This window comes from Catellatospora chokoriensis (assembly GCF_011297315.1).
Classification (GTDB): domain Bacteria; phylum Actinomycetota; class Actinomycetes; order Mycobacteriales; family Micromonosporaceae; genus Catellatospora; species Catellatospora citrea.
Genome location: NZ_JAAOTI010000023.1, coordinates 1 through 22,586, shown reverse-complemented (window position 1 = coordinate 22,586; position 22,586 = coordinate 1). Strand labels below are relative to the sequence as shown.

Here is a 22,586-nt window from a genome sequence, read left to right as displayed (position 1 = left end):
AGGAACGCTACCGGGGTTTCACATTTCAGCGCGGCGGGATCCCCAGGAGGTTGCGTGCCTCACCCGGGGTCAGCGCGGGGCGCTGCGCCAACCGGGCGAATGCGGACGCACGGGCGACCAGCTGGGTGTTGGACTCGACCGGCTGGCCCTTGGCGTAGGTGACCGTGTCCTCCATGCCGACCCGCAGGTGGCCGCCCGCGCCGAGCGCGGTGAGCAGCACCGGCAGGGTGAACCGGCCGATGCCGGTGGCCGAGAACGTGGTGCCCTCGGGCAGCTCGCGCAGGGCCTGCTGGCAGGCGACGAGCGCGGCCGGGGTGCCGGGCATGCCGCCGGGCACGCCCATCACGAAGTCGACGTGCACGTGGCCGCCGGCGGGCAGGCCGTACTTGTCGAGCAGGCGCTGCAGGGCCCACAGGTGGCCCAGGTCGAAGATCTCGTACTCCGGCACGACGCCGCGCTCCTGCATGCGGGTGTGCAGGTCGACGATGAACTCCCAGCGGTTCATGAACACGTCGTCGCCGAAGTTGACGGTGCCCATGGTGCAGCTGGCCATGTCCGGGCCGGCGTCGAGCACGGCCAGGCGGGCGGACTCCGGGTCGTGCACGGAGCCGCCGCTGGACAGCTGCACGATCAGGTCGGTGCTGGAACGCAGCGCGGCGACGGTCTCGCGCAGGCGGACGGGGTCCAGGCTCGGCTTGGCCTCGTCGTCGCGGATGTGCACATGGATCACGCTCGCGCCGACGGCCTCGCACTCCTTGGCGGTGGCGACCAGCTCGTCCAGCGTCACCGGCAGGGCGGGGACGTCAGCCTTGGCGGATTCCGCGCCGGTGGGCGCGACGGTGATCAGAGTGCCGTTCGTCATGCGCGCATCCTGTCATATTTCTAGTCAGGGTCGATAGAGGCCGTAGATTCTCCCGCGGTGAGGGGGGTGTCGCCGGAAATATTGCGCTTGATGACCGCGAGCGCGATCGGCCCGAGTTCCGCATGCCGGGCCGCGGTGCCGATGAATCCGACGGTACGGCCATTCGCCGTGATCTCGGTGCCACGCGCCGGGAGCTCGTCCGTGGCGATGCCGTCCAGGTGCAGCAGGCGCAGCGCACGCGGCGGCTTGCCGAGGTGGTGCACCCGGGCCACCGTCTCCTGGCCCCGGTAGCAGCCCTTCTCCAGGTGCACCGCGGCTGCGGTCAGGTCCACCTCCGACGGCAGCGTCCGGTGATCGGTGTCGACGCCGACGCGGGCCTGCTTCGCGGCGGCTCGCACGGCTTCGTACGCCCACAGCCCGGCGGGCGGCACGTCCAGCGCGGCCAGCGTCGCCGCGGCGGTCTCCGCGGGCAGCAGCAGGTCGAGGACCGGCACGTCGCCGAGGGAGTGCCTGCGGACGAAACCGCCGCCGGGCAGCGGGGTCAGCGCGTACACCGTGGTCGGGCGGGGCAGCAGGGCGCCGGTGGCGAACTTGGGGCCCGGCACGTCGAGCACGTCCGGCTCGGCGGGCACGGCGACGCCCAGTTTCGCGGCGGCGGCCAGTGCGCCGGGGCCGACCAGGCTGTGTACGACCAGGTCGGCGGGTTTGATCTCGACCTGGGTGAAGAAGCGCATCCGGGTCAGGAAGGTCACCAGGGCGTCCACGGTGCCGGGCTCGACGTCCACCCAGAGCGTGCCGTCGAGCTCGGACACCCACAGCTCGTGCTCGATGTGCCCGTGCGGGGACAGCACCAGGGTCCGGGTGCCCTGGCCGTCGGCGAGCGCGGTCAGGTGCTGCGAGGTGAGGTTGTGCAGGAAGCTCAGCCGATCCGGGCCGGTCAGCGCCAGCACCCCGCGGTGCGAGCGGTCCACGATGCCGGCCGCGGTCAGCAGGGTGCGCTGCTCACGGTTCGGGTCGCCGTGGTGCGCCGCGACGGCGGCGTCGGCGGAGTCGGGGTCGAAATGGCCCATCAGCACGGTCGTACCCATCACGCACAGCTCCCGCATAGTCCGAACAAGGCCACGTGCCCGATGTCCATCCGGAAGCCGCGCTGCGACAGCAGCCGCTCCGCGAGCGGGGCCAGCTCGCTCTGCTCCAGCTCGGTGACCGTGTCGCAGTTGCGGCAGACCAGGTGCACGTGCTGCACGACCGCCGCGTCGTGGTACGTCGGCGCGCCGTGGGACAGGTGCACGTGGGTCACCAGCCCGAGTTCCTCCAGCAGCTCCAGCGTCCGGTACACGGTGGTGATGTTCACCCCGGAGGCCACCTCGCACACGGCGGCGTGCACCTGTTCCGGGGTCGCGTGCACGAGCTGGCGCACGGCGTCGAGCACCAGTTGCCGCTGGGGGGTGAGCCGCAGGCCGCGATCGCGGAGGAGTTCGGCGAGCTCGGCGGAGCCTTGTTCGGGCATCGTCCGATCATAGTTCGGCGCCTCGATCATCGGACTTGCCAGGCAGTCGTGCGTATCTTGGACCGCCTTTCGCCCGGTTGCCAGGCAAGTCGGACGATCAAGGGCGGGCGGATCGGGCGGGCGGGCGAGGGCGGTGAGGGCGCAGGGCGGTGGGACGGCGGTGGGGGTGATCGCGGGGACGCGTAGCATTCCGGCCGTGGTGCAGCCTGTTCTCGTGGTCCAGGGCCGTGGCGTGGTGCCGGCCGACACTCCCGTGCTCCGTGCCGACGATCTCGGCGTGCTGCGCGGCGACGGGGTCTTCGAGACCATGCACGTGCGGCCCGACGGCCACGGCGGCGTGCAGCCGTGGCTGGTCGACGAGCACCTGGCCCGGATGGCCCGCTCGGCCGCCCGGATGGAGCTGGCCCTGCCCGCCGAGTCCGCGCTGCGCGAGCTGGCCGCGCTGGCCTGCGCGCAGTGGCCCGTCGCGGCCGAGGGCGCGCTGCGCCTGGTGTGCACCCGCGGTGCGGAGGCGACCGCGGCCACCGGCGGCCCGGTCACCTGCTTCGCCACCGTGAACCCGATCGGCGCGGCCACCCTGGCCGCACGGCGCGACGGCATCACCGTCACCACGATCTCGCTGGGCTACCCGGCCGACGCGCGCACCTCGGCCCCGTGGCTGCTGGGCGGTGTGAAGTCGCTGTCGTACGCGATCAACATGGCCTCGCAGCGCTGGGCGCTCGCGCAGGGCGTGGACGACGCGCTGTGGGTCTCCGCGGACGGCTACGCGCTGGAGGGCCCGACCTCGACGCTGGTCTGGCTGAGCGGGGACACGCTGTGCACGGTGCCCGTGGAGACCACCGGCATCCTGCCCGGCACGACCGCCCGGCACCTGCTCGACAACGCGGGCGACCTCGGCTGGACCGCCGCCGAGCGGATGGTCACCCCGGCGGAGCTCGCCGCGGCCGACGGCGTGTGGCTGCTGTCCAGCGTGCGCGGCATCGCCGAGCTGCGGGCGATCGACGGCACGGCGACGGCCCCGTCCGAGCACACCGAGAAGCTGCGCGCCTACCTGGGCTTCACGAACCTGGGTTGCTGAACGATCACTCAGGTGACGTAGCCTGCGGAGCATGACCTCGCAGGCGTTTCTCATCGACGCGGTCCGCACCCCGTTCGGCCGCCACAAGGGCGAGCTCTCCGGCGTACGCACCGACGACCTCGCGGCCGCGCCCCTGGTCGCGCTGCTCAAGCGGCACCCCGACCTGGACCCCGCACTGATCGAGGACGTGATCCTCGGTGACGCCAACGGCGCCGGCGAAGACAACCGCAACGTGGCCCGCATGGCGGCGCTGCTGGCCGGCCTGCCCGCGACGGTGCCCGGAGTGACCGTCAACCGCCTGTGCGCGGCCGGCGCGGAGGCGATCGTGCAGGGCTCGCGGGCCGTCCGCGCGGGCGACGTCGACCTGGTCATCGCCGGTGGCGTGGAGAGCATGAGCCGCGCCCCGTTCGTGATGGCCAAGCCCGACACGGCCTTCCCCGGCGAGGCGAAGCTGTGGAACACCCAGCTCGGCTGGCGCATGGTCAACCCGCTGATGCCCGACGCGTGGACGGTGCCGCTCGGCGTCGCCGCCCAGCAGGTGGCCCACGAGTTCGGCATCGGCCGCGAGGCCCAGGACGCCTGGGCGCTGCGCTCGCAGCAGCGCGCCGCCGCCGCCTGGGCGCAGGGCCGCTTCGACGACCGGGTGTTCGAGGTCGCCGGGGTGGCCCGCGACGAGTCGGTGCGCCCCGACACGAGCGCTGCGGCGCTGGCCAAGCTGCGCCCCGCGTTCACCCCGGACGGCACGGTCACGGCGGGCAACTCCTCCCCCGTCAACGACGGCGCCGCCGCCACCCTGGTCGGCTCGGCGGCGGCCGTCGAGCGCCTCGGCGTGCAGCCGCTCGGCCGGATCGTGGCCAGCACCGTCGCGGGCGTGTCACCGGAGCGCTTCTCCACCGGCCCGGTCCCCGCGATCCGCGCCCTGCTGGCCAAGGCGAAGCTCGGCTTCGACGACATCGCGGCCTGGGAGCTGAACGAGGCGTTCGCCGCGATGGTGCTCAGCTGCCTGCACGAGCTGCCGGAGATCGACCCGGAGCTGGTCAACGTCGACGGCGGCGCGATCGCATACGGCCACCCGCTGGGCGCGTCCGCGCCCCGGGTCGTCATGGACCTGTGCCACACGCTGCGCCGCCGGGGCGGCGGCTACGGCATCGCGGCGGCCTGCATCGGCGTCGGCCAGGGACAGGCGGTGCTGGTCCATGTCGAGTAACCCGTTCGACCTGCTGCCGCCCGAGCAGCGGGCCCGCTTCGAGGCCCTGGCCCGGGAATTCGCCGAGTCGGGCCGCGAGCCCGCGACGCCCCGCGAGGCGTCCACGGTGGTGCTGATCCGCCCGGACCGCACGATCTTCCTGATCCGCCGGATGCGGGCGATGGCGTTCGGCGGCATGTGGGCGTTCCCCGGCGGCTCGCTGGAGGCCGGCGAGACCCCGGCCGAAGCGGCGGTCCGCGAGATCGCGGAGGAGACGGGGGTGACCCTGCTCCCGGCCGCGCTGACCCCGTGGCATCGCTGGCTGACCCCGGTCTTCGAGCCGCGCCGGTTCGACACCTGGTTCTTCCTGGCCGCCATGCCCGACGGCCAGGACGCCGCGCTGCCCGAGTTCGAGGCCGACCGGGCCCGCTGGCTGACGCCCGAGGACGCGATCGCCGAGCACGAGGCGGGCGAGCTGCCCATGCTGCCACCGACCCTGGTCACGCTGCGCGAGCTGGCGGCGTACCCCGCGGTGGCGGACATGCTCACCACCCACCGCGACGTGAGCACGCCCTACATGCCCTCGCTCTGACCCACGACGAAACGCCCGGTCGCCGCGGTAGCGGCAGGCCGGGCGTTTCGCCTTATGGAGAGAGGAAAGTCTCGATCAGCCGAAGCGGCCGGTGATGTAGTCCTCTGTGCGCTTGTCGGCCGGGTTGGTGAAGATGCGGCCGGTGTCGTTGAACTCGACCAGGCGGCCGTGCCGCACACCGGCCTCGTCCAGCTCCGCGGTGAAGAACGCGGTGTGGTGGCTGACGCGGGCGGCCTGCTGCATGTTGTGGGTGACGATCACGATGGTGTACGTGCCCGCCAGGTCGTGCATCAGGTCCTCGATCTTGCCGGTGGCGATCGGGTCGAGCGCGGAGCACGGCTCGTCCATGAGGATCACCTCGGGCTTGACCGCGATCGCCCGCGCGATGCACAGGCGCTGCTGCTGGCCACCGGACAGGGCCAGGCCGCTGGTCTTCAGCTTGCCCTTGACCTCGTCCCACAGGGCCGCGCCGCGCAGTGCCTGCTCGACGCGGTCGTCCATGTTGTCCTTGATGCCGTTGATCTTCAGGCCGTAGGCCACGTTCTCGTAGATCGACTTCGGGAACGGGTTCGGCTTCTGGAAGACCATGCCGATGCGGCGGCGCACCTGGATCGGGTCGACGTCCGGGGCGTACAGGTCCTGGCCGTGGAACGTGATCTTCCCGGCCACCCGGGCACCCGCCACCAGGTCGTTCATCCGGTTGAGCGAGCGCAGCACGGTGCTCTTGCCGCAGCCCGAAGGGCCGATCAGCGCGGTGATCTGGTGCTCGCGGACCGCCATGCTCGTCCCGCGTACGGCCTCGTAGTTGCCGTAGAAGACGCTGACGTTCTCCAGCTGCATCACCGGCGTTGCGGACGCGACGGGCATGGCGGGCACGGCTCCCGGAAGAAGGGTGGACAGGGTGAAGTCGGTGCTCATGGTCATCCTCAACGTTCCTTGATGGCGAAGCGACTGGAGATCAGGCGGGCCGCGACGGTGAACACGAGCACGATCACCATCAGCGTGAGCGCCGCGCCCCAGGCACGTTCCTGTGCCGCCGGGAACGGCTCTCCGGCATTCTTGAAGATCTGCGCGGCCAGGGTGGTGTTGTCCCCTGCCAGCGTCCAGTTGGCGACGAAGGTCGTGCCGGCGACCAGCACGACCGGCGCGGTCTCACCCGCGGCACGCGCGATGGCGAGCATCACGCCGCTCACGATGCCGGAGATCGCCGCGGGCAGCACCACGGAGATGGTCGTCTTCCAGCGCCGGGCGCCCAGCGCGGCGCTGGCCTGGCGCAGCTCGTCCGGCACCAGGCGGAGCATCTCCTCGGAGCTGCGGATGATCACCGGAAGCATCAGGCAGCCCAGGGAGAGCGCGGCCGCGAAGCCGGACTGCTCCTTGACGATCAGCACGTACGAGACATAGACGAACAGACCCATGACGACCGAGGGCACGCCAGTCATGACGTCGGACATGGTCCGGATGAGCCGGGCCAGCGCGTTCTGCTTGCCGTACTCGTTGAGGTAGATCGCGCCGAGCACGCCGAGCGGGATCGCCATGGCGGCCGCGGCACCGGTGATCAGCAGGGTGCCCGCGACCGCGGGGCCCATGCCGCCGCCGGCCCGGCGGGCCGAGTTGGGGATGTCATCGATGAGGAAGTCCCAGTCGAGCACGGCCATGCCCCGGCTGGACACGTGGTAGATGACCAGGCCCAGCGGGATGAGCGCGATCAGCAGCGCGAGCCCCATGAGGCCCTTGCTGAAGCCGTCGGTCAGCCGGCGGCGCAGCGGCAGCGCCGAGCGGCGCAGATCCGCCGGCACCGGAGCCGCCGCCGCGGGGCGCGTAGCTGTCGTGGTCATGGCTTCTCCTCGCCTCGCTCGTCGGCGCCGGTGCGCGGCGTCGTGATTCGCTCGCTGAGCCCGTTCATGCCGAGGCTCCCCTCATCCGGATCTCCGCCCGGCGTACGACGAATCGGGCGATCAGGTTGACCAGCACCGTGATGACGAACAGCACCACACCCATGCCGATCAGGGCGGCGGTGAACTCACCGGTGGACTCGCCCCACTGGTCGACGATGATGGCCGGCAGCGCGTAGCCGCTCTCGAAGAGGTTCGCGGTGATCTGCACCGAGCTGCCGATGACCAGGGCGACCGCGATGGTCTCGCCCATCGCGCGGCCGAGGCCCAGGATCACCGCGCCGACCACGCCGCCGAAGCTGTGCGGCAGCACCGCACCCTTGATCATCTCCCAGCGGGTGGCGCCGAGCGCCCAGGCCGCGTTCTTGTCGGAGTCGGGCACGGTGGCGAAGACCTCGCGGGCGATCGACGTGATGATCGGGACGATCATGATCGCGAGGATCAGACCCGCCGTCATGAGGCTGCGGCCGCTGCTGCGCGGCTCGCCGAACAGCGACCCGAGCACCGGAATACCGCCCAGCACGTCGTGCAGCCACTGGTAGACCGGCACCATCGCGGGCGCGACGACGAGGATGGCCCAGAGCCCGAAGACGACCGACGGCACTGCGGCCAGCAGGTCGATGAGGGTGACGATGGCAGTGCGGATGCGGCGCGGCGCCAGCTCGGTCAGGAAGAGCGCGATGCCGAGCGAGACCGGGACCGCGATGATCACGGCGATCGTGGAGACGATCAGCGTGCCGTAGAGGAAGGCCAGGGTGCCGTAGACCGGTTTGGCCGGGCCGTCGCCGTCGGGGTCGTTGGGGATCCAGGTCGAGCTGGTGAAGAACTCGGACGAGAAGGCCGGGTAGGCCTCCTTCACCATGGTGATCAGGATCAACGCCAGGATCACCAGCACCGCGAAGCCCGCGGAGACGCACAAGGCCCAGAAGAGCCGGTCGGCGTGCCTGCCGCGGTCCTTCCGGGTCAGCTGGGCGGATTTGTCTAGGACTGTCATCTCTTCTCCGAGGGGTGGCCTGGCGAGGCCCGGTGCGGTGGGTCCGGGGGGACCCACCGCACCGGGGGTGGTGCTCAGGTCAGCTCAGCTTCAGCTGACCTTGTCCAGCTGGGCGAGCGCCTTGGCCTGCAGCTCCGCCGGCAGCACGGCGTAGTTGACCTCGGCGGCGATGGCCTTGCCGTCGGTCAGCACGTACTTGACGAAAGCCTTGACCAGCTCGGCCTTCTTCGGGTCGTCGTACTTCGGCTTGACCAGCAGGTAGGTCGGCGCGGTGATCGGGTAGGTGGCCGCACCGGCCGCGTTCAGCGGGTTGAAGGTCAGGTCGTCCTTGATCTCGGCACCGGCGAGCGCGGCGGTGGCACCCTCCAGCGTCGGGAGCACGTACTGGCCGTCCTTGTTCTTGATCGCGGCGAACGGCAGGCCCGAGTCCTTCGCGTCGCTCAGGTCGATGTAGCCGATCGCGCCGTCAGCGCCCTTGACGAGCTGCGCCACACCGGTGTTCTTGGCACCGGCCTGGGTGTCGGCCGGCCACGCGACGGTGTCGCCGCTGCCCAGCTTCCAGTCGGTGGGGGCCGCGGCGGCCAGGTACTTGGTGAAGTTGTTGGTGGTGCCCGAGCCGTCCGAGCGGTGCGCCACGGAGATGGCGGTGGCCGGCAGGGTCACGCCCGGGTTGTCGGCGGCGATCTCCGGCGCGTTCCAGGTCTTGACGGTGCGCTGGAAGATCTTGGCCAGGGTGGCCGGGCTCAGCTGCAGCTTGTCGACGCCCTTGACGTTGTACGCCACGGTGATCGGCGCGGCGACGGTCGGGACGTAGAGGTAGGAGCCGGCGGTCACGCCGTCGGTGTCCTTGACCGTGCTGTCGGTGCCGGCGAAGTCGACCAGGCCGGAGCCGTACTCCTTCTTGCCCGCGCCCGAACCGATCGAGTTGTAGGTCACCTTGAAGTTCGGAGCGGCATCCTTCAGGGAGAGGATGACCTCCTGGTAGTAGGTGTTCGGGAAGCTGGCGCCCGAACCCTTCAGCTCACCGGTGATGGAGGCCAGACCGCCGGCGGCGGCGCTGGCGGAGGGGTCGGTGCCCGGGTCGCCCTTCGAGGAGCAACCAGCAAGAGCAAGCGCCGCGACCGCGACGCCCACAAAGACGCGCCGAGAGAGCACGTTACGGTTCACTTCAGGGGTGCCTTCCTAGTCAGGGATAACGGCCGTCACCGGCCTGACCCCGACATTGCACGGCTGAGGTAGACGGTTCTCCCGTCTCAGGTGAACGCAGGGTGAACAGGCAAAACAGGACCGGTGACGGCTCCCTCAGCAAGGTGTGGCCGGGAAGTGAACGCGGTCACACCGCCCCGTCCAGGTCGGCCAGCGACAGCTCGCCGGCCGAGGCCACCGTCGCCACCAGCGCGAGGCTGCCGTCACGTACGTCCCACACCAGCACCCGCTGATCCACCCCGGGCGTCGCGCCCGACCCGCCCGCGCAGCGCAGCAGCACCCGCCGCCGGTCCAGCCAGCCGAGCAGCGTCACGGCGCCGGTCACGTCCGCGTCGGCGGCCAGCATCCGCCGCACCCTGGCCGCGCCGGGATCCAGCACGACCACCGCCGCCCCGGGCCGCCAGTCCGGCCGCACCGCCAGCCCCGCCGGCTCGCACATCCGCGCGACCAGGTCGCCGCCCACGACCGCGAACCCCGGTCCGAGGAACTGACCCAGCCGCCCCGCGCCCGGCCCGGTCACCGCGACCGTGCCCTCGCTCTGGTTGCGCCCGTCGAACTCCCAGCGGCGCACCCGCGGCGGCGCGGTGATCGGGTCCCCGGCGGAGAGCAGTTCCAGCACCGTCGTCGGCGTGTCGGCACCGGCCGCGCGGCGGGGCGCGATCGCGTCGCGTACGCCCACGGGCACCGCCAGCAGCCGGCCGGTGGTGACATCGAGCAGCTGGTCGACCGCGATCAGCAGGTGCCGCGGCCCGAGCCAGACGACGACGGGCGACTGCGGCGTGACGTCGTACCGCCGCGCCCGGCCGGTGGCCGACTCGACCACCCACAGCTCGTCGGCCGTGACCACCGCCGTACGGGTGCCGTCCGGGGCCAGCGCGCCCGGCGACAGCAGTGCGGCGGCCTCCGCCGGAAGCTTGTCGACCCGGCGCCAGCCGCCGTCCTCGCCCAGCACCAGCAGCGGGCCGGTGGCGGCCGGGCCCGTGGCGGCGTCGAGCACGGCGAGCGCCCGCGGCGTCGGCCGGGCGCTCAGCGCGGGCAGCCGCGCCGGATCACCGGGCGCGAGTTCTCGCGGCAGCTTCGCCACCAGCGCCACGGGCAGCGCGAGCTGCCGCGCCACCGGTGGCACCTCGTCCACCCCTTCCGTCCCGGGCGAGCCGGAGGGCAGGACGGGCAGCGGCCGCAGGCCCTCGTCGCGCCCGGCGGTGAGCGCCCTGATCCCGGTCGCGCCCAGCGCGGCCGCGCCGACGGCCCCGGCGATCAGCAGCCGGCGGCGCGTGGTGGCCCGGCCGCGCCGCCACAGGGCGGCCGCCTCCTCCTCGGCGGTCGGCGGCAGCGTGCGGCCGGGACGGCGTGCCGGCGGGACGCGGTCCAGGTCCAGCCGGACCCGGTGCTGTGGCATCGCGTCGGCGACCTCCCGGGCGAAGAGCCGCTGCAGGAGCCGGTCGGCGGCCGCGCCGGGCGGGGCGTGATGCTCCGCGTCGTTGCCGCGCAGCCGCGGCCACCGCATCGCGACAAGGCCGAGCAGTTCCCGGGCCAGTGCGGTGGCCTGCGCGTCGTCGCCGGTGAGCTGCCGGGCGGCATGCTCCAGCGGCGGCAGGCGGCGGGCCACCCAGTCGGTGAAGTCGGCGGGCGCGGCGGCCGGGCTCGCCGGCTCCCGCTGCGACAGCACGTCGGGTGGCTCCTGCTCCATCACGCCGCGCCTCCTACCGCCACCGTCCGTCCTTAGATGGTGATGGATCTCACAGGATTGCGGAAGAGGTCGTTCAGGTGCGCTGGAAGAGCACGTCCGTGGACCACCGGGCGAAACCCAGTCGCTGGTAGAGGGCGGTCGCGGCGGTGTTCGACTCGTCGACGTACAGCATCACCTGGTCGAGGCCCTGGGCCCGCAGGTGGCGCAGCCCCGCCGCGGTCAGCGCGCGGCCCAGGCCGGAGCCGTGCGCGGCCGGGTCGACGCCGAGCACGTACACCTCGCCGATCGGATCGTGGTGGTGCGCGTCCTGCGCGTCGCGGCGCAGCTCACCGTGCACCTTGGTCCAGTGGAACCCGGCCAGCACGCCGTCGCGCTCGGCCAGCAGGAAGCCCGCCGGATCGAACCACGGCTCGGCCATCCGCACGTGCAGGTCGCGCAGGGTCCACCGGCCCTGCTCCGGGTGGTCGGCGAAGGCGCGGGCGTTGAGCGCCAGCCAGGGTTCGTCGTCCTCGCCCGGCCGGAACGGGCGCAGCACCACACCCGCGGGCAGGTCGGGCTGCGGCACCTCGGCGAACAGCGAGCGCCGCATCTGCCACAGCACCCGGGCCCGGCGGAAGCCCAGCGACAGCGCCAGCGCGCTCGCCGACGGGTGGTCGCCGTGCGCCCAGAGCCGCAGCCGGCCGTCCGGGTCGGCCTCGGCCGCCGCCGCGATGGCCGCCTTCACCAGCGCCCGGCCCAGGCCGTGACGGCGGCGCAGCGGGTGCACGACCAGCTCTGCAGCGGGTCCGTCCACGGCGTCGGTGGTGTCGACATGGGCGTAGCCGGCGAGTTCGCCGTCGGGGGTGCGGGCGATGAGGTGCACCGCGGGGGCGTCGCCGCCGTGCCGCAGGTGCAGCACCGTGTGCTCGGACAGCGGGTACGCGCCGTCGGTGTCCCCCGCCGCGCGGGCCAGCTCGACCACTGCGGATACCTCGTCCGGTGTGAGCCGGTCGCGCCGCTCGGCATACCCGATCATGGCGTCAGCGTAGCCGGAGCCGATGAAATCGCTTCGCGTAGCGCGGTGAACGAGTCGCGCCCGTGGCGGTTGCCACGGGCGCGACTGTCGAAAACCGTCGGGTCAGATCGAGGGCAGGTCGGCGAGCAGCTGCTCGGCGGCGTCGCTGAGCGAGTCGCGCTCGGCCAGCTGCTGGCGCGAGGACGGCACCACGAACTTGTAGCCGACCTGGCGCACGGTGCCGATCATGGCTTCGTACTCGGAGCCGAGCTTGGCGCGCAGGCGCCGCACGTGCACGTCGACCGTGCGGGTGCCGCCGAAGTAGTCGTAGCCCCACACCTCGCGCAGCAGCTGGTCGCGGGTGAACACCCGGCCCGGGTGCTGGGCCAGGAACTTCAGCAGCTCGAACTCCTTGTAGGTGAGGTCGAGCGGGCGTCCCTTGAGCTTCGCCGCGTACGTGTCCGGGTCGATGGTCAGCTCGCCGCCGCGGATGAGGCCGCCGGCGGCGGCGGTCGCGGAGTTCAGGCGGCCGACGGCCAGGCGCAGCCGGGCCTCGACCTCGGCCGGACCGGCCGCGGCGAGGATGACGTCGTCGACGCCCCAGTCCGCGTTGATGGCGACCAGACCGGCCTCGGTGACCACCGCGATCAGCGGCACGCCGATGCCGGTGGCGTGCAGCATGCGGCAGGTGGCCCGGGCCTCGGAGAGTTCGGTGCGCGCGTCGACCAGAACCGCGTCGGGGCTGGGGGCCGACACCAGGGTGCGCACGTCGCGGGGGGCGGTGCGCACGGTGTGCGGCAGCAGGTCGAGCGCGGGAAGCACGGCGGATGGTTCACCAGCACGTGCGGTTACCAGGAGCAGGATTTCCACGGATCGCCTCCGTCCTCGCGGCAAGGGCCGCGCGAGCAGCACATGGGGGGCGTGGCTGGCCTCACGTCGGTCCCGGCGTCGCTGACGGGCGGGTAAAGCATGAGCATAGTCGAGAACATAAGAAATACCAGCACCTCATGCGTTTGTCACTCACCGCCCGTGATCGCGAGGCTGTGTTTCGGTCATCTTTCGCGCGTGTTTCGCGCGCCGCGCCCACGTCCGGCAGGTTCCCACCCCGGTGAGGTGCGCTCTTGGGGGGTGAGGTGGCACGATCGTTGCGTGCTCGGTTCCCCTCCCGACGACAGCGTCCGTAATCGCAGGTCATCCGGCCCCCAGTTCGACGGGCCGCACCGGCCCGGCCCTGGCCCGGCCGGCCGTGGCCCTGCGCCCGTTCCCGTGCCCGCGAGCCGCGGCGCGGCCGAACGCGGCGCCGAGCCCGGCCCGCGTTCCCGGCGCGACGAGGCGGTGAAGAGCAAGGACCGGCGGCGTGCCCGAGGCGGCGACGAACCCGAGCCCGAGGGCGAGGACGGCCCCCCGGTCGAGATCGTCCCGGTGCGGCGGCTGCTGTCGGCGGCCGTGGCCGGTTTCGCGCTGCTGCTCGGCGTCGGCCTCGTGATGGGCGCGCAGACCGCCGGCGTGGGTGCGGGCCGCATCCCCTACGCCGTGGTGATCCTCGGCGCCCAGCTGCTGTACGTCTTCGCCACCACCATGGCCATCCGCCCGCCCGCCGTGAAGGTCGTCGCCACGGTGGGCGTGCTGGCCGCGCTCAGCGCCGACGTCGCGGCGATCACGAGTGACGTCGCCTCGGTGGCCCCCCTAGGCCTCATCGCGGCCGGCGGTCTGGTCGCGGGCGTCGTCGGCCAGATGGTGCGCCCCGAGGGGCGGATGCACGTCTCCGAGTCGCTCGGCTCGACGGTGGTCATCGTGCTCGGCGTCGTCTCGTTCGCCACGCTCATTGTTTTGACCCGCCTCCCGGCGGGCACACAGGCCATTGTGGTCTGTCTCATCGCCAGCGGCATCGCCTTGAGCGTCGCCCGGCTCACCGACGTCTTCGCGCCGTATCCGCGCCTGGCCGACCAGGTCCCGCGCGGCTCGGCGGGCATCGTGATCGGCGCGATGCTCGGCACCGGCGTGGCCGCCGTCATCGGCCGCTACCTGGTGCCGTTCACGCCCAGCCAGGCCGCGATCATCGGCATGGCCGCGGCCGGGGCCGCCGTGCTGGCCGACCTCACCATCGGCTTCGCCGAAGCGGGGCGGGAGCAGTCCGGTGAGGCGCCCACCATGTGGCTGGCCCGCCACATGCAGGGCCCGCTGGCCGGCTTCGCGCTGGCCGCGCCGGTCGCCTACGTCATCAGCGTGTTCTTCCTGGTGCCCGCATGAGGAAATTCCTCACGGTCACCGCGGTGGTGCTCGTCGCCCTCGGGATGCTGGTCGTGGTCGCCGACCGGGTCGGCGCGCACTACGCGGAACGTGAGATCGCCGCGCGGGTCTCCGCGCGGATGCAGGAGCAGGGCATCACCTCGACCCCACCCGAGGTGGAGATCCAGGGCTTCCCGTTCCTGACCCAGGTCGCGGCCGGCCGGTACACCCAGATCGACATCACCATGCGCGACCTCAAGGGCGGCACGCTGCCCCTGCCCCTGCTCAGCGTGGCGGCGCAGGATGTCGAGGCGCCGCTGTCACAGCTCATGGACGGCACCGCGCGGCCGGTCGCGGCCCGGGTCGACGGCACCGCCACCGTGTCGTACGCCAGCCTGGTCGAGGCCAGCGGCCTGGCCGGGATCACCCTGAGCTCGGCCGGCCCGAACACGGTCCGGATCAGCGGCAAGGTGCCGATCATCGGCGAAGTCAGCGGCACCGCCGAGGTCACCGTCGTGGACGGTGGCCGGGTCCGGCTGCGCGCCACCTCGCTCAAGGGCGCGGCCGGCTCGGTCAGCCAGGCGATCATCGACGCCTACAAGGATCGGCTCGCGGTCACGCTGTCCCTGCCCAAGCTGCCGTTCCACCTCGAACTGAAGGACGTCCAGACGGAGGCCACCGGCCTGGTCGTGTCCTTCACCGCCAAGGACGTCGAGCTGGCCTGACGGCCGGGTGGATCATCTTCCGGGCTCCCGGATGGTGATCCACCGTTCCCGGATGGTGGACGACACATTCCCGAAATCAGAGCGCTGCTGGTAGGGTCACGAACTATGAGTCCGCTGCTTACCAAGCGGCGCGCGGTCGACCTGTGCCGCGTGGCCACGTGCCTGTGTTGCCCCGTCCTCTGACGGCGGCACAGTTTGCGCACCTCGATCGCGCTTCCGTGATCGTTTAGCAGCTCTGTCAACTGACTCGCATCGCCCGCTCATCGCTGAGCCGGCCGCCCCCGCAAGTCAGCCAGCCGCCGTCGCCCTGTACCCGGTGAACCCCCTGTGGACCCGTACGCGGCGACGTTTTTCTTTCTCCCGCTCGCGCTCCCGGTGGCGTCACCCGCATCAGACGTTCATCCACCAGCCATATCTCAAGGGAGAACTCCATGAGTCGCGAATCCGCCCTCGTCTCGGCCGACTGGGCCGAGAAGAACATCGCCGCACCCGGCGTCGTGTTCGTCGAGGTAGACGAGGACACCACCGCCTACGACGGTGGCCACATCGCCGGCGCGGTCAAGCTGGACTGGCGCACCGACCTGCAGGACCCGGTGCGCCGTGACTTCGTGAACAAGGAGCAGTTCGAGGCGCTGCTGTCGTCGCGGGGCATCGGCAACGACGACACCGTCGTGCTGTACGGCGGCAACAACAACTGGTTCGCCGCGTACGCGTACTGGTACTTCAAGCTCTACGGCCACGGCGACGTGAAGCTGCTCGACGGCGGCCGCAAGAAGTGGGAGCTCGACGCCCGCCCGCTGGTCAAGGACGAGGTCAATCGCCCCGCGACCCAGTACGTCGCGCAGGAGCAGGACCTGTCCATCCGCGCCTTCCGCGACGACGTCGTCAAGGCGATCGGCGTGCAGAACCTGGTCGACGTGCGCTCGCCCGACGAGTACGCGGGCCGCCTGCTCGCCCCCGCCCACCTGCCGCAGGAGCAGGCGCAGCGGGCCGGCCACATCCCGACCGCGATCAGCGTGCCGTGGTCCAAGGCCGCGAACGAGGACGGCACCTTCAAGTCCGACGCCGAGCTGACCGAGCTGTACGCGGCCGCAGGCATCGACGACAGCAAGGACACGATCGCGTACTGCCGCATCGGCGAGCGCTCCTCGCACACCTGGTTCGTGCTGCAGGAGATCCTCGGCAAGGCGAACGTGAAGAACTACGACGGATCCTGGACCGAGTACGGCTCGCTGGTCGGCGTGCCGGTGGCACTGGGCGACGAGCCCGGGAAGGCGTGATCACCATGACCGCACAGACTGCTTCCACTGTCGCGGCCGGTTGCGCCGCGCCCGACCAGGCCGCCCCGCTGCCGCTCAGCGTCGACCTGGAGAAGGAGACCGTCATCACCGGCACCGTGCAGGCCGCCGGTGGCGACCCGGTCGCGGGGGCGTACGTGCGCCTGCTCGACCGCAGCGGCGAGTTCACCGCCGAGGTCGTGACCTCGCCGGCGGGCCAGTTCCGCTTCTTCGCCGCGCCCGGCACCTGGCAGCTGCGCGCCCTGTCGCGCTTCGGCAACGGTGACGCCACCGTCACCGCCGACCGCGGCGTCAACGAGGTCTCCCTCGCCGTCGCCTAGCGTCCAAAGGAAGGGCACCTTCTTAACGCTCCGCGTTATGGAAGGTGCCCTTCTCGACACCCCGTGCCGCGCTGCGCCGCCGGGCCCGGCACCGCATCCGGCCCACCGCGACACGCCCGGCGGCACCCGCGTGGCAGCATGAACGCGTGACCATCGACGCGCCCGCACCCGAGGCCGCCCCGCAGCCTCAGCCGACGCCGCCCGCCCGCCGCTACCTGTGGCCCGCGCTCGTCGCCGCCTGGGCCGTGCTGCTGGTCGTGCTGGCCGTCTGGTCCGCCCGCAACGACCCGCCGTCGCTGCGCGACCAGACCACCGCCGCCTCGGCCAAGGCCACCATCGACGAGGTCGTCGGGCAGGTCACGGCCCGCGTCCCGGCCGGCGCGACGATCCAGGACAAGGGGTACGCCGAGAAGGCCTGCAGCCTGTCCGCGGCCCGCCACGGCGTCTCGCTCGTCCGCACGCTGACCGTCTCCGGCCCGGTGGGCGGCGAGTCCGACACGATCACGTCGCTGGCCGCGGCGCTGCCCGACGCCGTCACCCGCCCCGCCGACGGCCCCAAGGAGGGCTTCTACTACGACGCGGGCAACTACGTGGCGGCACGCGGCAAGATCACCGGCGAGGGCACCGTGACCGTCGACCTCAGCTCCGGCTGCCGCGTCCCCTGACCGGCCGGTTCCACAGTCAGTAGACGAGGGCCTGCGTCAGTAGACGAGGGCCTGGGTGTCGTCGGAGAGGGCTTCTTCGACGAAGACGGCGGCGCCGGCGATGCGGATGCCGGGGATGACGTCGGCCGGGGTGATCTCGCGGCGGGCGGCGCACTGGGTGCACAGGGTGACGGTGCCGGCGGCGAGGACGGCGTCGAGCAGGTCGGGCAGCGGCGCGGAGTGCGGCAGCTCGAACTCGGCGGCCCGGCCGGGCAGGGCGAACCAGCTGGCCTCGCCGGTCAGCCACAGGGACACCTGGGCGCCGGCCGCCACGGCGGTCGCGGCCACGGTGAACGCCTGCGCGCACCGCTCCGGCGCGTCGGCCCCGGCGGTCGTCTTCACGATGAGTTTGCGTGCCACGTCCGACAGCTTATGCACGCGTGCCGGGCGCGCCTCATAGGATCTACCCGTGGTCACCGAGATCGGGTTCGTCAGCCTGCTGGTCGCCGGATTCGGCGCGCTCGCCGGCGGCCTGGCCTACGTGGCCGTCAAGATATCGCGCGGCCGCTGGTGAGCGTGCCTGCCCGCACACGGGCGGGCGGGGCCGCGCCGGTGCGACACCGGTGTGGCGGGCCAGCGTCAGCGAGTTCCGCAGTCGTGAACGAAGAGGGTTGAAACGGTGAGTACTGAAGAGAATCCGCTGCAGCCGCCGCCGTGGCTGAACGCGCCGCCGGTCGACCCGTACCCGTACGAGGAGACCCACGACCTGCGCAGCGGGCCGGACCTGCACGGCGACCTGCTGGACCTGCTGCCCTTCGTCGGGGTGTGGCGGGGCCGCGGCCGGGGCGGCTATCCGTCCATCGAGGACTTCGACTACGCGCAGGAGATCCGGATCAGCCACGACGGCCGGCCGTTCCTGTTCTACGAGTCGAAGGCGTGGATCCTCGACGCGGAGTCCAAGCCGGTGCGGCCCGGCGGCCGCGAGGTCGGCTGGTGGCGTCCGGCGGGCAAGGACGGCGACGAGCTGGAAGCGATCATGACCAACCCGACCGGGATCATGGAGCTCTACCTCGGCAAGGTCGAGGCGAACCCGCCCCGGATCGAGATGGTCACCGACTTCGTGGCGCGCACGTCCACCGCCAAGGAGGTCACCGCCGGGCACCGGCTCTACGGCATCGTCGAGGGCGCGCTGCTGTACGCCCAGGACATGGCCGCGGTCGGCGAGGGCCTGACCCCGCACCTGAGCGCCCGCCTGATCCGCGTCGCCGGCTGAGATAAGCGGAGCTGCACCATGCGGAGCCCGCTCCGCGGCCTTAATCGGTCGTCCATCCTGCGCTTCGCTCCGGATGGACACCGAGCGGCCGCTGCGACGGGCTCCTGCTTAACCGGTGTAGCTTCGGGTCGTGACTGATCAGATTCGTTGGGGCGTTCTCGCCACGGGCGGGATCGCCGCACGCTTCGCGCGCGAGCTGGGCCAGGTGCCCGGCACCGAACTGGCGGCCGTGGGCTCGCGGACAGCGTCGTCCGCACAGGCCTTCGCCGCCGAGCACGGCGCGGCGCGCAGCCACGGCTCGTGGGAGGCGCTGGCCGCCGACCCGGACGTGGACATCATCTACATCGCGACCCCGCACTCCCACCACCACGCGGCGGCCTCGCTGTGCCTGCGGGCCGGCAAGCCGCTGCTGGTGGAGAAGGCCTTCACGCTGGACCTCGCGTCGACCCAGGACCTCGTCACCATGGCCCGGGAACGCGAGCTGTTCCTGATGGAGGCGTTCTGGACGCGCACCCTGCCGTCGACCCTGAAGATCCAGGAGCTGATCGCGGACGGCGCGATCGGCGAGGTGGTCGCGGTGCAGGCGGCGTTCGGCATCGGGCTGGACCCGGAGCCGTCGCACCGGCTGCGCAACCCGGAGCTGGGCGGCGGCGCGCTGCTGGACCTCGGCGTCTACCCGATCGGCTTCGCGCAGTTGCTGCTCGGCGAGCCGGACCAGGTCCGGGCGTGGGCGCAGCTGTTCCCCGAGGGCACCGACGCCCGCACCAGCATCTCCCTGGGCTTCCCGTCGGGCGCGGTGGCGTCGCTGTACTGCGGCATCAACGGCGACGTGCGCAACGCGACCATCGTCGGCACGCAGGGCCGGATCGAGCTGCCGTGGGGCTTCCACGCGGCGGAGCGCTTCGTCCTGCACCGCCACGGCGCCGACCCGGAGGAGTTCGAGACCGCCCCCGCCGGCCTGCACTTCGAAGCCGCCGAAGCAACCCGCTGCCTACGCGCGGGCAAACTCGAATCCGACCTGGTCCCCCTGTCCTCGACCCTGTCCGTGATGCGCACCATGGACGCCGTCCGCGCCCAGATCGGCGTCACCTACTGAAAACCAAAGCGACGATCTTGCGCGTACGGCGGGTACGACACGCCCTTTCCGGGCACATCGGCAACCGTTCGCGCAAGATCGTCGCGATCTTGTCCGGGGGGACTGTCAGAAGATGGGGCGGACCAGGACGTAGGTGATCAGGGCGGCGATGGCGGCGCCGGGGAAGGTGAGGACCCAGGCGGTCATGATGTTGCCGGCGACGCCCCAGCGGACGGCCGAGAACTTCTTCGTGGCGCCGACGCCCATGATCGCCGAGGTGATGGTGTGCGTCGTGGAGATCGGCAGGCCGTAGGCGGCCGCGGTGAACAGCACGCTGCTGGCCACGGTCTCGGCGGCGAAGCCGGCCATCGGGTCCAGGTGGATCACCCGGCGGCCGAGCGTGCGGATGATGCGCCAGCCGCCCGCGTACGTGCCCAGCGCCAGCACCGTCGCCGAGGTCCAGAACACCCACTCCGGGATGGTCTCGTTCGAGCTCTGGAACCCGCCCGTGTAGAGCGCCAGCACGATGATGCCCATGGTCTTCGCGGCGTCCTGCATGCCGTGGCCGACCGACATCGCGATCGCCGACAGCGACTGCATGAACCGGAAGAACCGGTTGAGCGGCGTCGGCTGCAGCAGCCGCCCCGACTTGCGCTTGGACAGCCACTTGGCCAGCAGGTACACCGCCCACAGCAGGAACAGCATGAACGCCGCGCCCAGGATGAAGCCGGTGGCCGGCGACACGATCATCGGGAGGACGACCTTCTCCAGGATGCCGCCCCAGAGCACCTCGCCCTTGACGCCGAACGCGAGCGCGGCCAGCATCGCCCCGACCAGGCCGCCGATCAGCGCGTGCGAGGACGACGAGGGAATGCCGTAGTACCAGGTCAGCAGGTTCCAGGCGATGGCGCCGACGACGCCGGCGAACACGATGCCCAGCCCGACCTCGCCCTCCGGGGGCGTGATGATGCCACTGCCGACGGTCTTGGCCACCTGGGCGCCGAAGTGCGCGCCGACGAAGTTGCCGAGCGCGGCGATGCCCAGCGCGATCCGCGGGGTGAGGGCCCGGGTCGAGACGCTGGTGGCAATGGCGTTCGCGGCGTCGTGGAAGCCGTTGGTGTAGTCGAACACCATGGCCGCGATGATGACCGCGAGCACCGGGATGAGGAGCTCGTTCACGTCACGCTCCCCCGGCCGGGGGAGCCGGCGATGAGGCCGCGCATCAGGACTCCTTGACGGCGATGGTCTCGACGGTGTTCGCCACGTGCTCGAAGGCGTCGCAGGCGGCCTCCAGCTCGTCGGCGACCTCCTTCATCTTCAGCACGGTCAGCGCGTCGTACTCGCCGCTGAACAGCCGGACCAGCAGCATGCGGTAGGTGCGGTCGCCGTCGTTCTCCAGGCGGTTGCACTCGACCCAGTAGTCCTTGAGGCCCTTCATCTGCTTGAGCCGGGGCATGGCCAGGGCGGTGACCTTGGCCTGCTGGTCCAGCACGTCGATCAGCTCGATCATCTCGCGCGGCAGGGCCGGGAGCTTGGTCAGGCCGTACAGGTAGACCAGGTTGCCCACGGCCTCCAGGTGGTCCATGACGTCGTCGAGCCCGGAGCCGAGGCGGTAGATGTCCTCGCGGTCGAACGGCGTGATGAACGTAGAGTTGATCTTGTTGTACAGCTCGTGCGTGATCTGGTCGCTGTCGTGCTCGACGTCGGCCAGCCGTTCGCTGACCGACTGCACGTCAGCGCCGGGCAGCGCCAGCTCGGAGAGCAGCTCCGTGCCGCGCACCAGGTTCTGGGCGGCACGGGAGAACATCTCGTAGAAGGCGCCCTCTTGGGGGCGGAGTGAAAACTTCACCGCAAGCACCTTTGGTTTGGTGGTGTCATCCGGACGGTCTGGTCGGGGGAATGCTAAGCACTGTTACCCGGCGTTCGTGACCCGGTCACCCAGCGCCTTCTTCCCTTCATGGCCCGTTCACCTGTCGTTCATCTTCGCCGCGCTGCCCGTTTCCTCACGTTCCAGGCGCTTCGTCTCTGATTTGGGGTCGAAGGCAGCCGGCGGATAACTCAGATCCAGGCGTTTCAGGGCATCGAGGATGAGGTGCGCCACGGCCCAATCGCGGTACCACTTCCGGTCCGCCGGAACCACATGCCAGGGGGCGTGATCAGTCCCACACCGCCGGAGGACGTCCTGATAAGCCTGCTGGTACGCGGGCCAGTAGGCGCGGTTGTCGACGTCGTCGGGGTTGTACTTCCAGTACTTCGTGGGGTCGCGCAGGCGCTCCAGCAGGCGGCGGCGCTGCTCGTCGTACGAGATGTGCAGCATCACCTTGACCAGCGAGAACCCGCTGTCGACCAGCTCACGTTCAAATGTGTTGATCATCTCGTAGCGGGGTTTCCACACCCGCGGCGGCACCAGCTCGCGCACCCGCACCACGAGCACGTCCTCGTAGTGCGAGCGGTTGAAGATGCCGAGGTATCCCGGCAGCGGCAGCGCCCGGCGGATCCGCCACAGGAAGTCGTGCCGGCGCTCCTCCGCCGTCGGCGGCCCGAACGCGGTGATCCGCAGACCCTCCGGGTTCATCGTGCCGGCCACCTTCTTGACCGTGCCGTCCTTGCCCCCGCAGTCCATCGCCTGCAGCACCAGCAGCACCCGGCGCTGGTCGGCCGGGTTGACCTTGGCGTTGGCGAACAGCATCTCCTGCTGCCGCGCCAGCTCCGCCCCCAGCATCACCAGCTCGGCCCGCGCCCACCCCTTCGGATCCCGTCGCACCGCCTTGCGATCGGGCAGCCCCGGCGTCCCCGCCGGATCGATCGCGCCGAGATCCACCCCCGACCCGACCTGCAGCAATTCGGACACGTCCGCCACATCCCGATCATTGCGCACAACCCGCCCCCTCGCCGGTCATCCCCAACTTCCGACCCACGCCCGACCGCGTTGATCATGAACTTATGGACGTGTTCGACGGAGTGTCGCTACCCCACGACCGTGATCAACTACCGGGGCGGGGCGGGGTGGGGCGG

26 protein-coding genes are annotated in these 22,586 nt (G+C 71.5%); 12 read left to right on the top strand and 14 right to left on the bottom strand.

The annotated features are described in order from the left end of the window. Positions 1–25 precede the first annotated feature (25 nt). Genes HAV39_RS29295 through HAV39_RS29285 form a run of 3 tightly spaced genes read right to left on the bottom strand, consistent with a single transcriptional unit; the run spans position 26 to position 2,372 of the window. Entirely contained in the window at positions 26–862 is an 837-nt protein-coding gene (locus tag HAV39_RS29295) for a beta-keto acid cleavage family enzyme (RefSeq protein ID WP_120317309.1), read from the bottom strand. Between the two features lie 20 nt (positions 863–882). Beyond that, complete coding sequence (gene ygfZ / locus HAV39_RS29290; RefSeq protein ID WP_239120560.1) at positions 883–1,950, bottom strand: CAF17-like 4Fe-4S cluster assembly/insertion protein YgfZ; 1,068 nt, start codon at positions 1,948–1,950, stop codon at positions 883–885. Then, entirely contained in the window at positions 1,950–2,372 is a 423-nt protein-coding gene (locus tag HAV39_RS29285) for a Fur family transcriptional regulator (RefSeq protein ID WP_144127817.1), read from the bottom strand. Before HAV39_RS29285 ends, ygfZ begins: the two co-directional genes overlap by 1 nt. 196 nt (positions 2,373–2,568) lie before the next feature. On the opposite strand from HAV39_RS29285, the gene HAV39_RS29280 reads away from it, so the two are divergent. Genes HAV39_RS29280 through HAV39_RS29270 form a run of 3 tightly spaced genes read left to right on the top strand, consistent with a single transcriptional unit; the run spans position 2,569 to position 5,228 of the window. Then, the gene (locus HAV39_RS29280; RefSeq protein ID WP_239120559.1) at positions 2,569–3,450 is read left to right on the top strand and encodes an aminotransferase class IV; all 882 of its coding nucleotides are present in this window, start codon (positions 2,569–2,571) and stop codon (positions 3,448–3,450) included. A 31-nt stretch (positions 3,451–3,481) separates the two neighbouring features. After that, positions 3,482–4,657 (top strand): thiolase family protein, encoded by a 1,176-nt coding sequence (locus tag HAV39_RS29275; protein WP_191842407.1) that lies wholly within the window; start codon positions 3,482–3,484, stop codon positions 4,655–4,657. Next, positions 4,647–5,228, top strand: coding sequence for an NUDIX hydrolase (locus HAV39_RS29270; RefSeq protein ID WP_191842406.1), 582 nt, complete (start codon positions 4,647–4,649; stop codon positions 5,226–5,228). Before HAV39_RS29275 ends, HAV39_RS29270 begins: the two co-directional genes overlap by 11 nt. Before the next feature lie 75 nt (positions 5,229–5,303). Here the strand turns inward: HAV39_RS29270 and pstB are convergent, their stop codons facing one another. The 7 genes from pstB to HAV39_RS29235 form a co-directional block, all read right to left on the bottom strand. After that, a complete protein-coding gene (gene pstB / locus HAV39_RS29265; RefSeq protein WP_239120576.1) occupies positions 5,304–6,095 on the bottom strand; it encodes a phosphate ABC transporter ATP-binding protein PstB in 792 nt (263 codons plus the stop codon). A 59-nt stretch (positions 6,096–6,154) separates the two neighbouring features. Continuing rightward, positions 6,155–7,066 (bottom strand): phosphate ABC transporter permease PstA, encoded by a 912-nt coding sequence (gene pstA, locus HAV39_RS29260; protein WP_191842404.1) that lies wholly within the window; start codon positions 7,064–7,066, stop codon positions 6,155–6,157. A gap of 64 nt (positions 7,067–7,130) precedes the next feature. Beyond that, the gene (pstC, locus tag HAV39_RS29255; protein ID WP_191842403.1) at positions 7,131–8,117 is read right to left on the bottom strand and encodes a phosphate ABC transporter permease subunit PstC; all 987 of its coding nucleotides are present in this window, start codon (positions 8,115–8,117) and stop codon (positions 7,131–7,133) included. A gap of 90 nt (positions 8,118–8,207) precedes the next feature. Then, entirely contained in the window at positions 8,208–9,284 is a 1,077-nt protein-coding gene (pstS, locus tag HAV39_RS29250; protein ID WP_191842402.1) for a phosphate ABC transporter substrate-binding protein PstS, read from the bottom strand. A gap of 166 nt (positions 9,285–9,450) precedes the next feature. After that, on the bottom strand, positions 9,451–11,016 hold the full coding sequence (locus tag HAV39_RS29245; protein ID WP_191842401.1) for a hypothetical protein: 1,566 nt from the start codon (positions 11,014–11,016) through the stop codon (positions 9,451–9,453). Between the two features lie 70 nt (positions 11,017–11,086). Beyond that, positions 11,087–12,028, bottom strand: coding sequence for a mycothiol synthase (gene mshD / locus HAV39_RS29240; protein WP_191842400.1), 942 nt, complete (start codon positions 12,026–12,028; stop codon positions 11,087–11,089). A gap of 102 nt (positions 12,029–12,130) precedes the next feature. Continuing rightward, entirely contained in the window at positions 12,131–12,877 is a 747-nt protein-coding gene (locus HAV39_RS29235) for a winged helix-turn-helix transcriptional regulator (protein WP_191842399.1), read from the bottom strand. 396 nt (positions 12,878–13,273) lie between these two features. Between HAV39_RS29235 and HAV39_RS29230 the strand changes: the two genes are divergently transcribed. From HAV39_RS29230 to HAV39_RS29210, 6 genes are all read left to right on the top strand, one after another. Next, positions 13,274–14,257: a hypothetical protein gene (locus tag HAV39_RS29230; protein WP_239120798.1), complete on the top strand. Its 984-nt coding sequence runs from the start codon at positions 13,274–13,276 to the stop codon at positions 14,255–14,257. Then, positions 14,254–14,961 (top strand): LmeA family phospholipid-binding protein, encoded by a 708-nt coding sequence (locus HAV39_RS29225; protein ID WP_191842398.1) that lies wholly within the window; start codon positions 14,254–14,256, stop codon positions 14,959–14,961. Before HAV39_RS29230 ends, HAV39_RS29225 begins: the two co-directional genes overlap by 4 nt. Before the next feature lie 105 nt (positions 14,962–15,066). After that, positions 15,067–15,144, top strand: a complete 78-nt coding sequence (locus HAV39_RS43665; protein WP_330164811.1) for an Ms5788A family Cys-rich leader peptide — start codon at positions 15,067–15,069, stop codon at positions 15,142–15,144. Positions 15,145–15,392: 248 nt separating this feature from the next. Then, a complete protein-coding gene (locus tag HAV39_RS29220; RefSeq protein ID WP_191842397.1) occupies positions 15,393–16,241 on the top strand; it encodes a sulfurtransferase in 849 nt (282 codons plus the stop codon). Between the two features lie 5 nt (positions 16,242–16,246). Continuing rightward, entirely contained in the window at positions 16,247–16,579 is a 333-nt protein-coding gene (locus HAV39_RS29215; protein WP_155391979.1) for a DUF1416 domain-containing protein, read from the top strand. A 146-nt stretch (positions 16,580–16,725) separates the two neighbouring features. Beyond that, positions 16,726–17,244 carry a hypothetical protein gene (locus HAV39_RS29210; protein ID WP_191842396.1) on the top strand — a complete coding sequence of 173 codons (519 nt, stop codon included), beginning with the start codon at positions 16,726–16,728 and terminating at the stop codon, positions 17,242–17,244. Between the two features lie 36 nt (positions 17,245–17,280). Here HAV39_RS29210 and HAV39_RS29205 read toward each other — a convergent pair whose 3' ends face one another. Continuing rightward, complete coding sequence (locus HAV39_RS29205; protein WP_373311816.1) at positions 17,281–17,652, bottom strand: DsrE family protein; 372 nt, start codon at positions 17,650–17,652, stop codon at positions 17,281–17,283. A 40-nt stretch (positions 17,653–17,692) separates the two neighbouring features. On the opposite strand from HAV39_RS29205, the gene mtfM reads away from it, so the two are divergent. The 3 genes from mtfM (at position 17,693) to HAV39_RS29195 (ending at position 19,592) form a co-directional block, all read left to right on the top strand. After that, positions 17,693–17,797: a small membrane protein MtfM gene (gene mtfM / locus HAV39_RS43375; protein ID WP_269059029.1), complete on the top strand. Its 105-nt coding sequence runs from the start codon at positions 17,693–17,695 to the stop codon at positions 17,795–17,797. A 105-nt stretch (positions 17,798–17,902) separates the two neighbouring features. Further along, positions 17,903–18,496, top strand: a complete 594-nt coding sequence (locus tag HAV39_RS29200) for a heme-binding beta-barrel domain-containing protein (RefSeq protein ID WP_191842394.1) — start codon at positions 17,903–17,905, stop codon at positions 18,494–18,496. Positions 18,497–18,626: 130 nt separating this feature from the next. Next, positions 18,627–19,592, top strand: a complete 966-nt coding sequence (locus HAV39_RS29195) for a Gfo/Idh/MocA family protein (protein ID WP_191842393.1) — start codon at positions 18,627–18,629, stop codon at positions 19,590–19,592. A gap of 105 nt (positions 19,593–19,697) precedes the next feature. On the opposite strand, the gene HAV39_RS29190 is transcribed toward HAV39_RS29195, so the two are convergent. From HAV39_RS29190 to HAV39_RS29180, 3 genes are all read right to left on the bottom strand, one after another. After that, positions 19,698–20,705 (bottom strand): inorganic phosphate transporter, encoded by a 1,008-nt coding sequence (locus tag HAV39_RS29190; RefSeq protein WP_373311815.1) that lies wholly within the window; start codon positions 20,703–20,705, stop codon positions 19,698–19,700. Positions 20,706–20,793: 88 nt separating this feature from the next. Then, positions 20,794–21,420 (bottom strand): DUF47 domain-containing protein, encoded by a 627-nt coding sequence (locus HAV39_RS29185; RefSeq protein WP_120317326.1) that lies wholly within the window; start codon positions 21,418–21,420, stop codon positions 20,794–20,796. A 117-nt stretch (positions 21,421–21,537) separates the two neighbouring features. Then, positions 21,538–22,431, bottom strand: a complete 894-nt coding sequence (locus HAV39_RS29180) for a PPK2 family polyphosphate kinase (protein WP_191842391.1) — start codon at positions 22,429–22,431, stop codon at positions 21,538–21,540. Positions 22,432–22,586 lie beyond the last annotated feature (155 nt).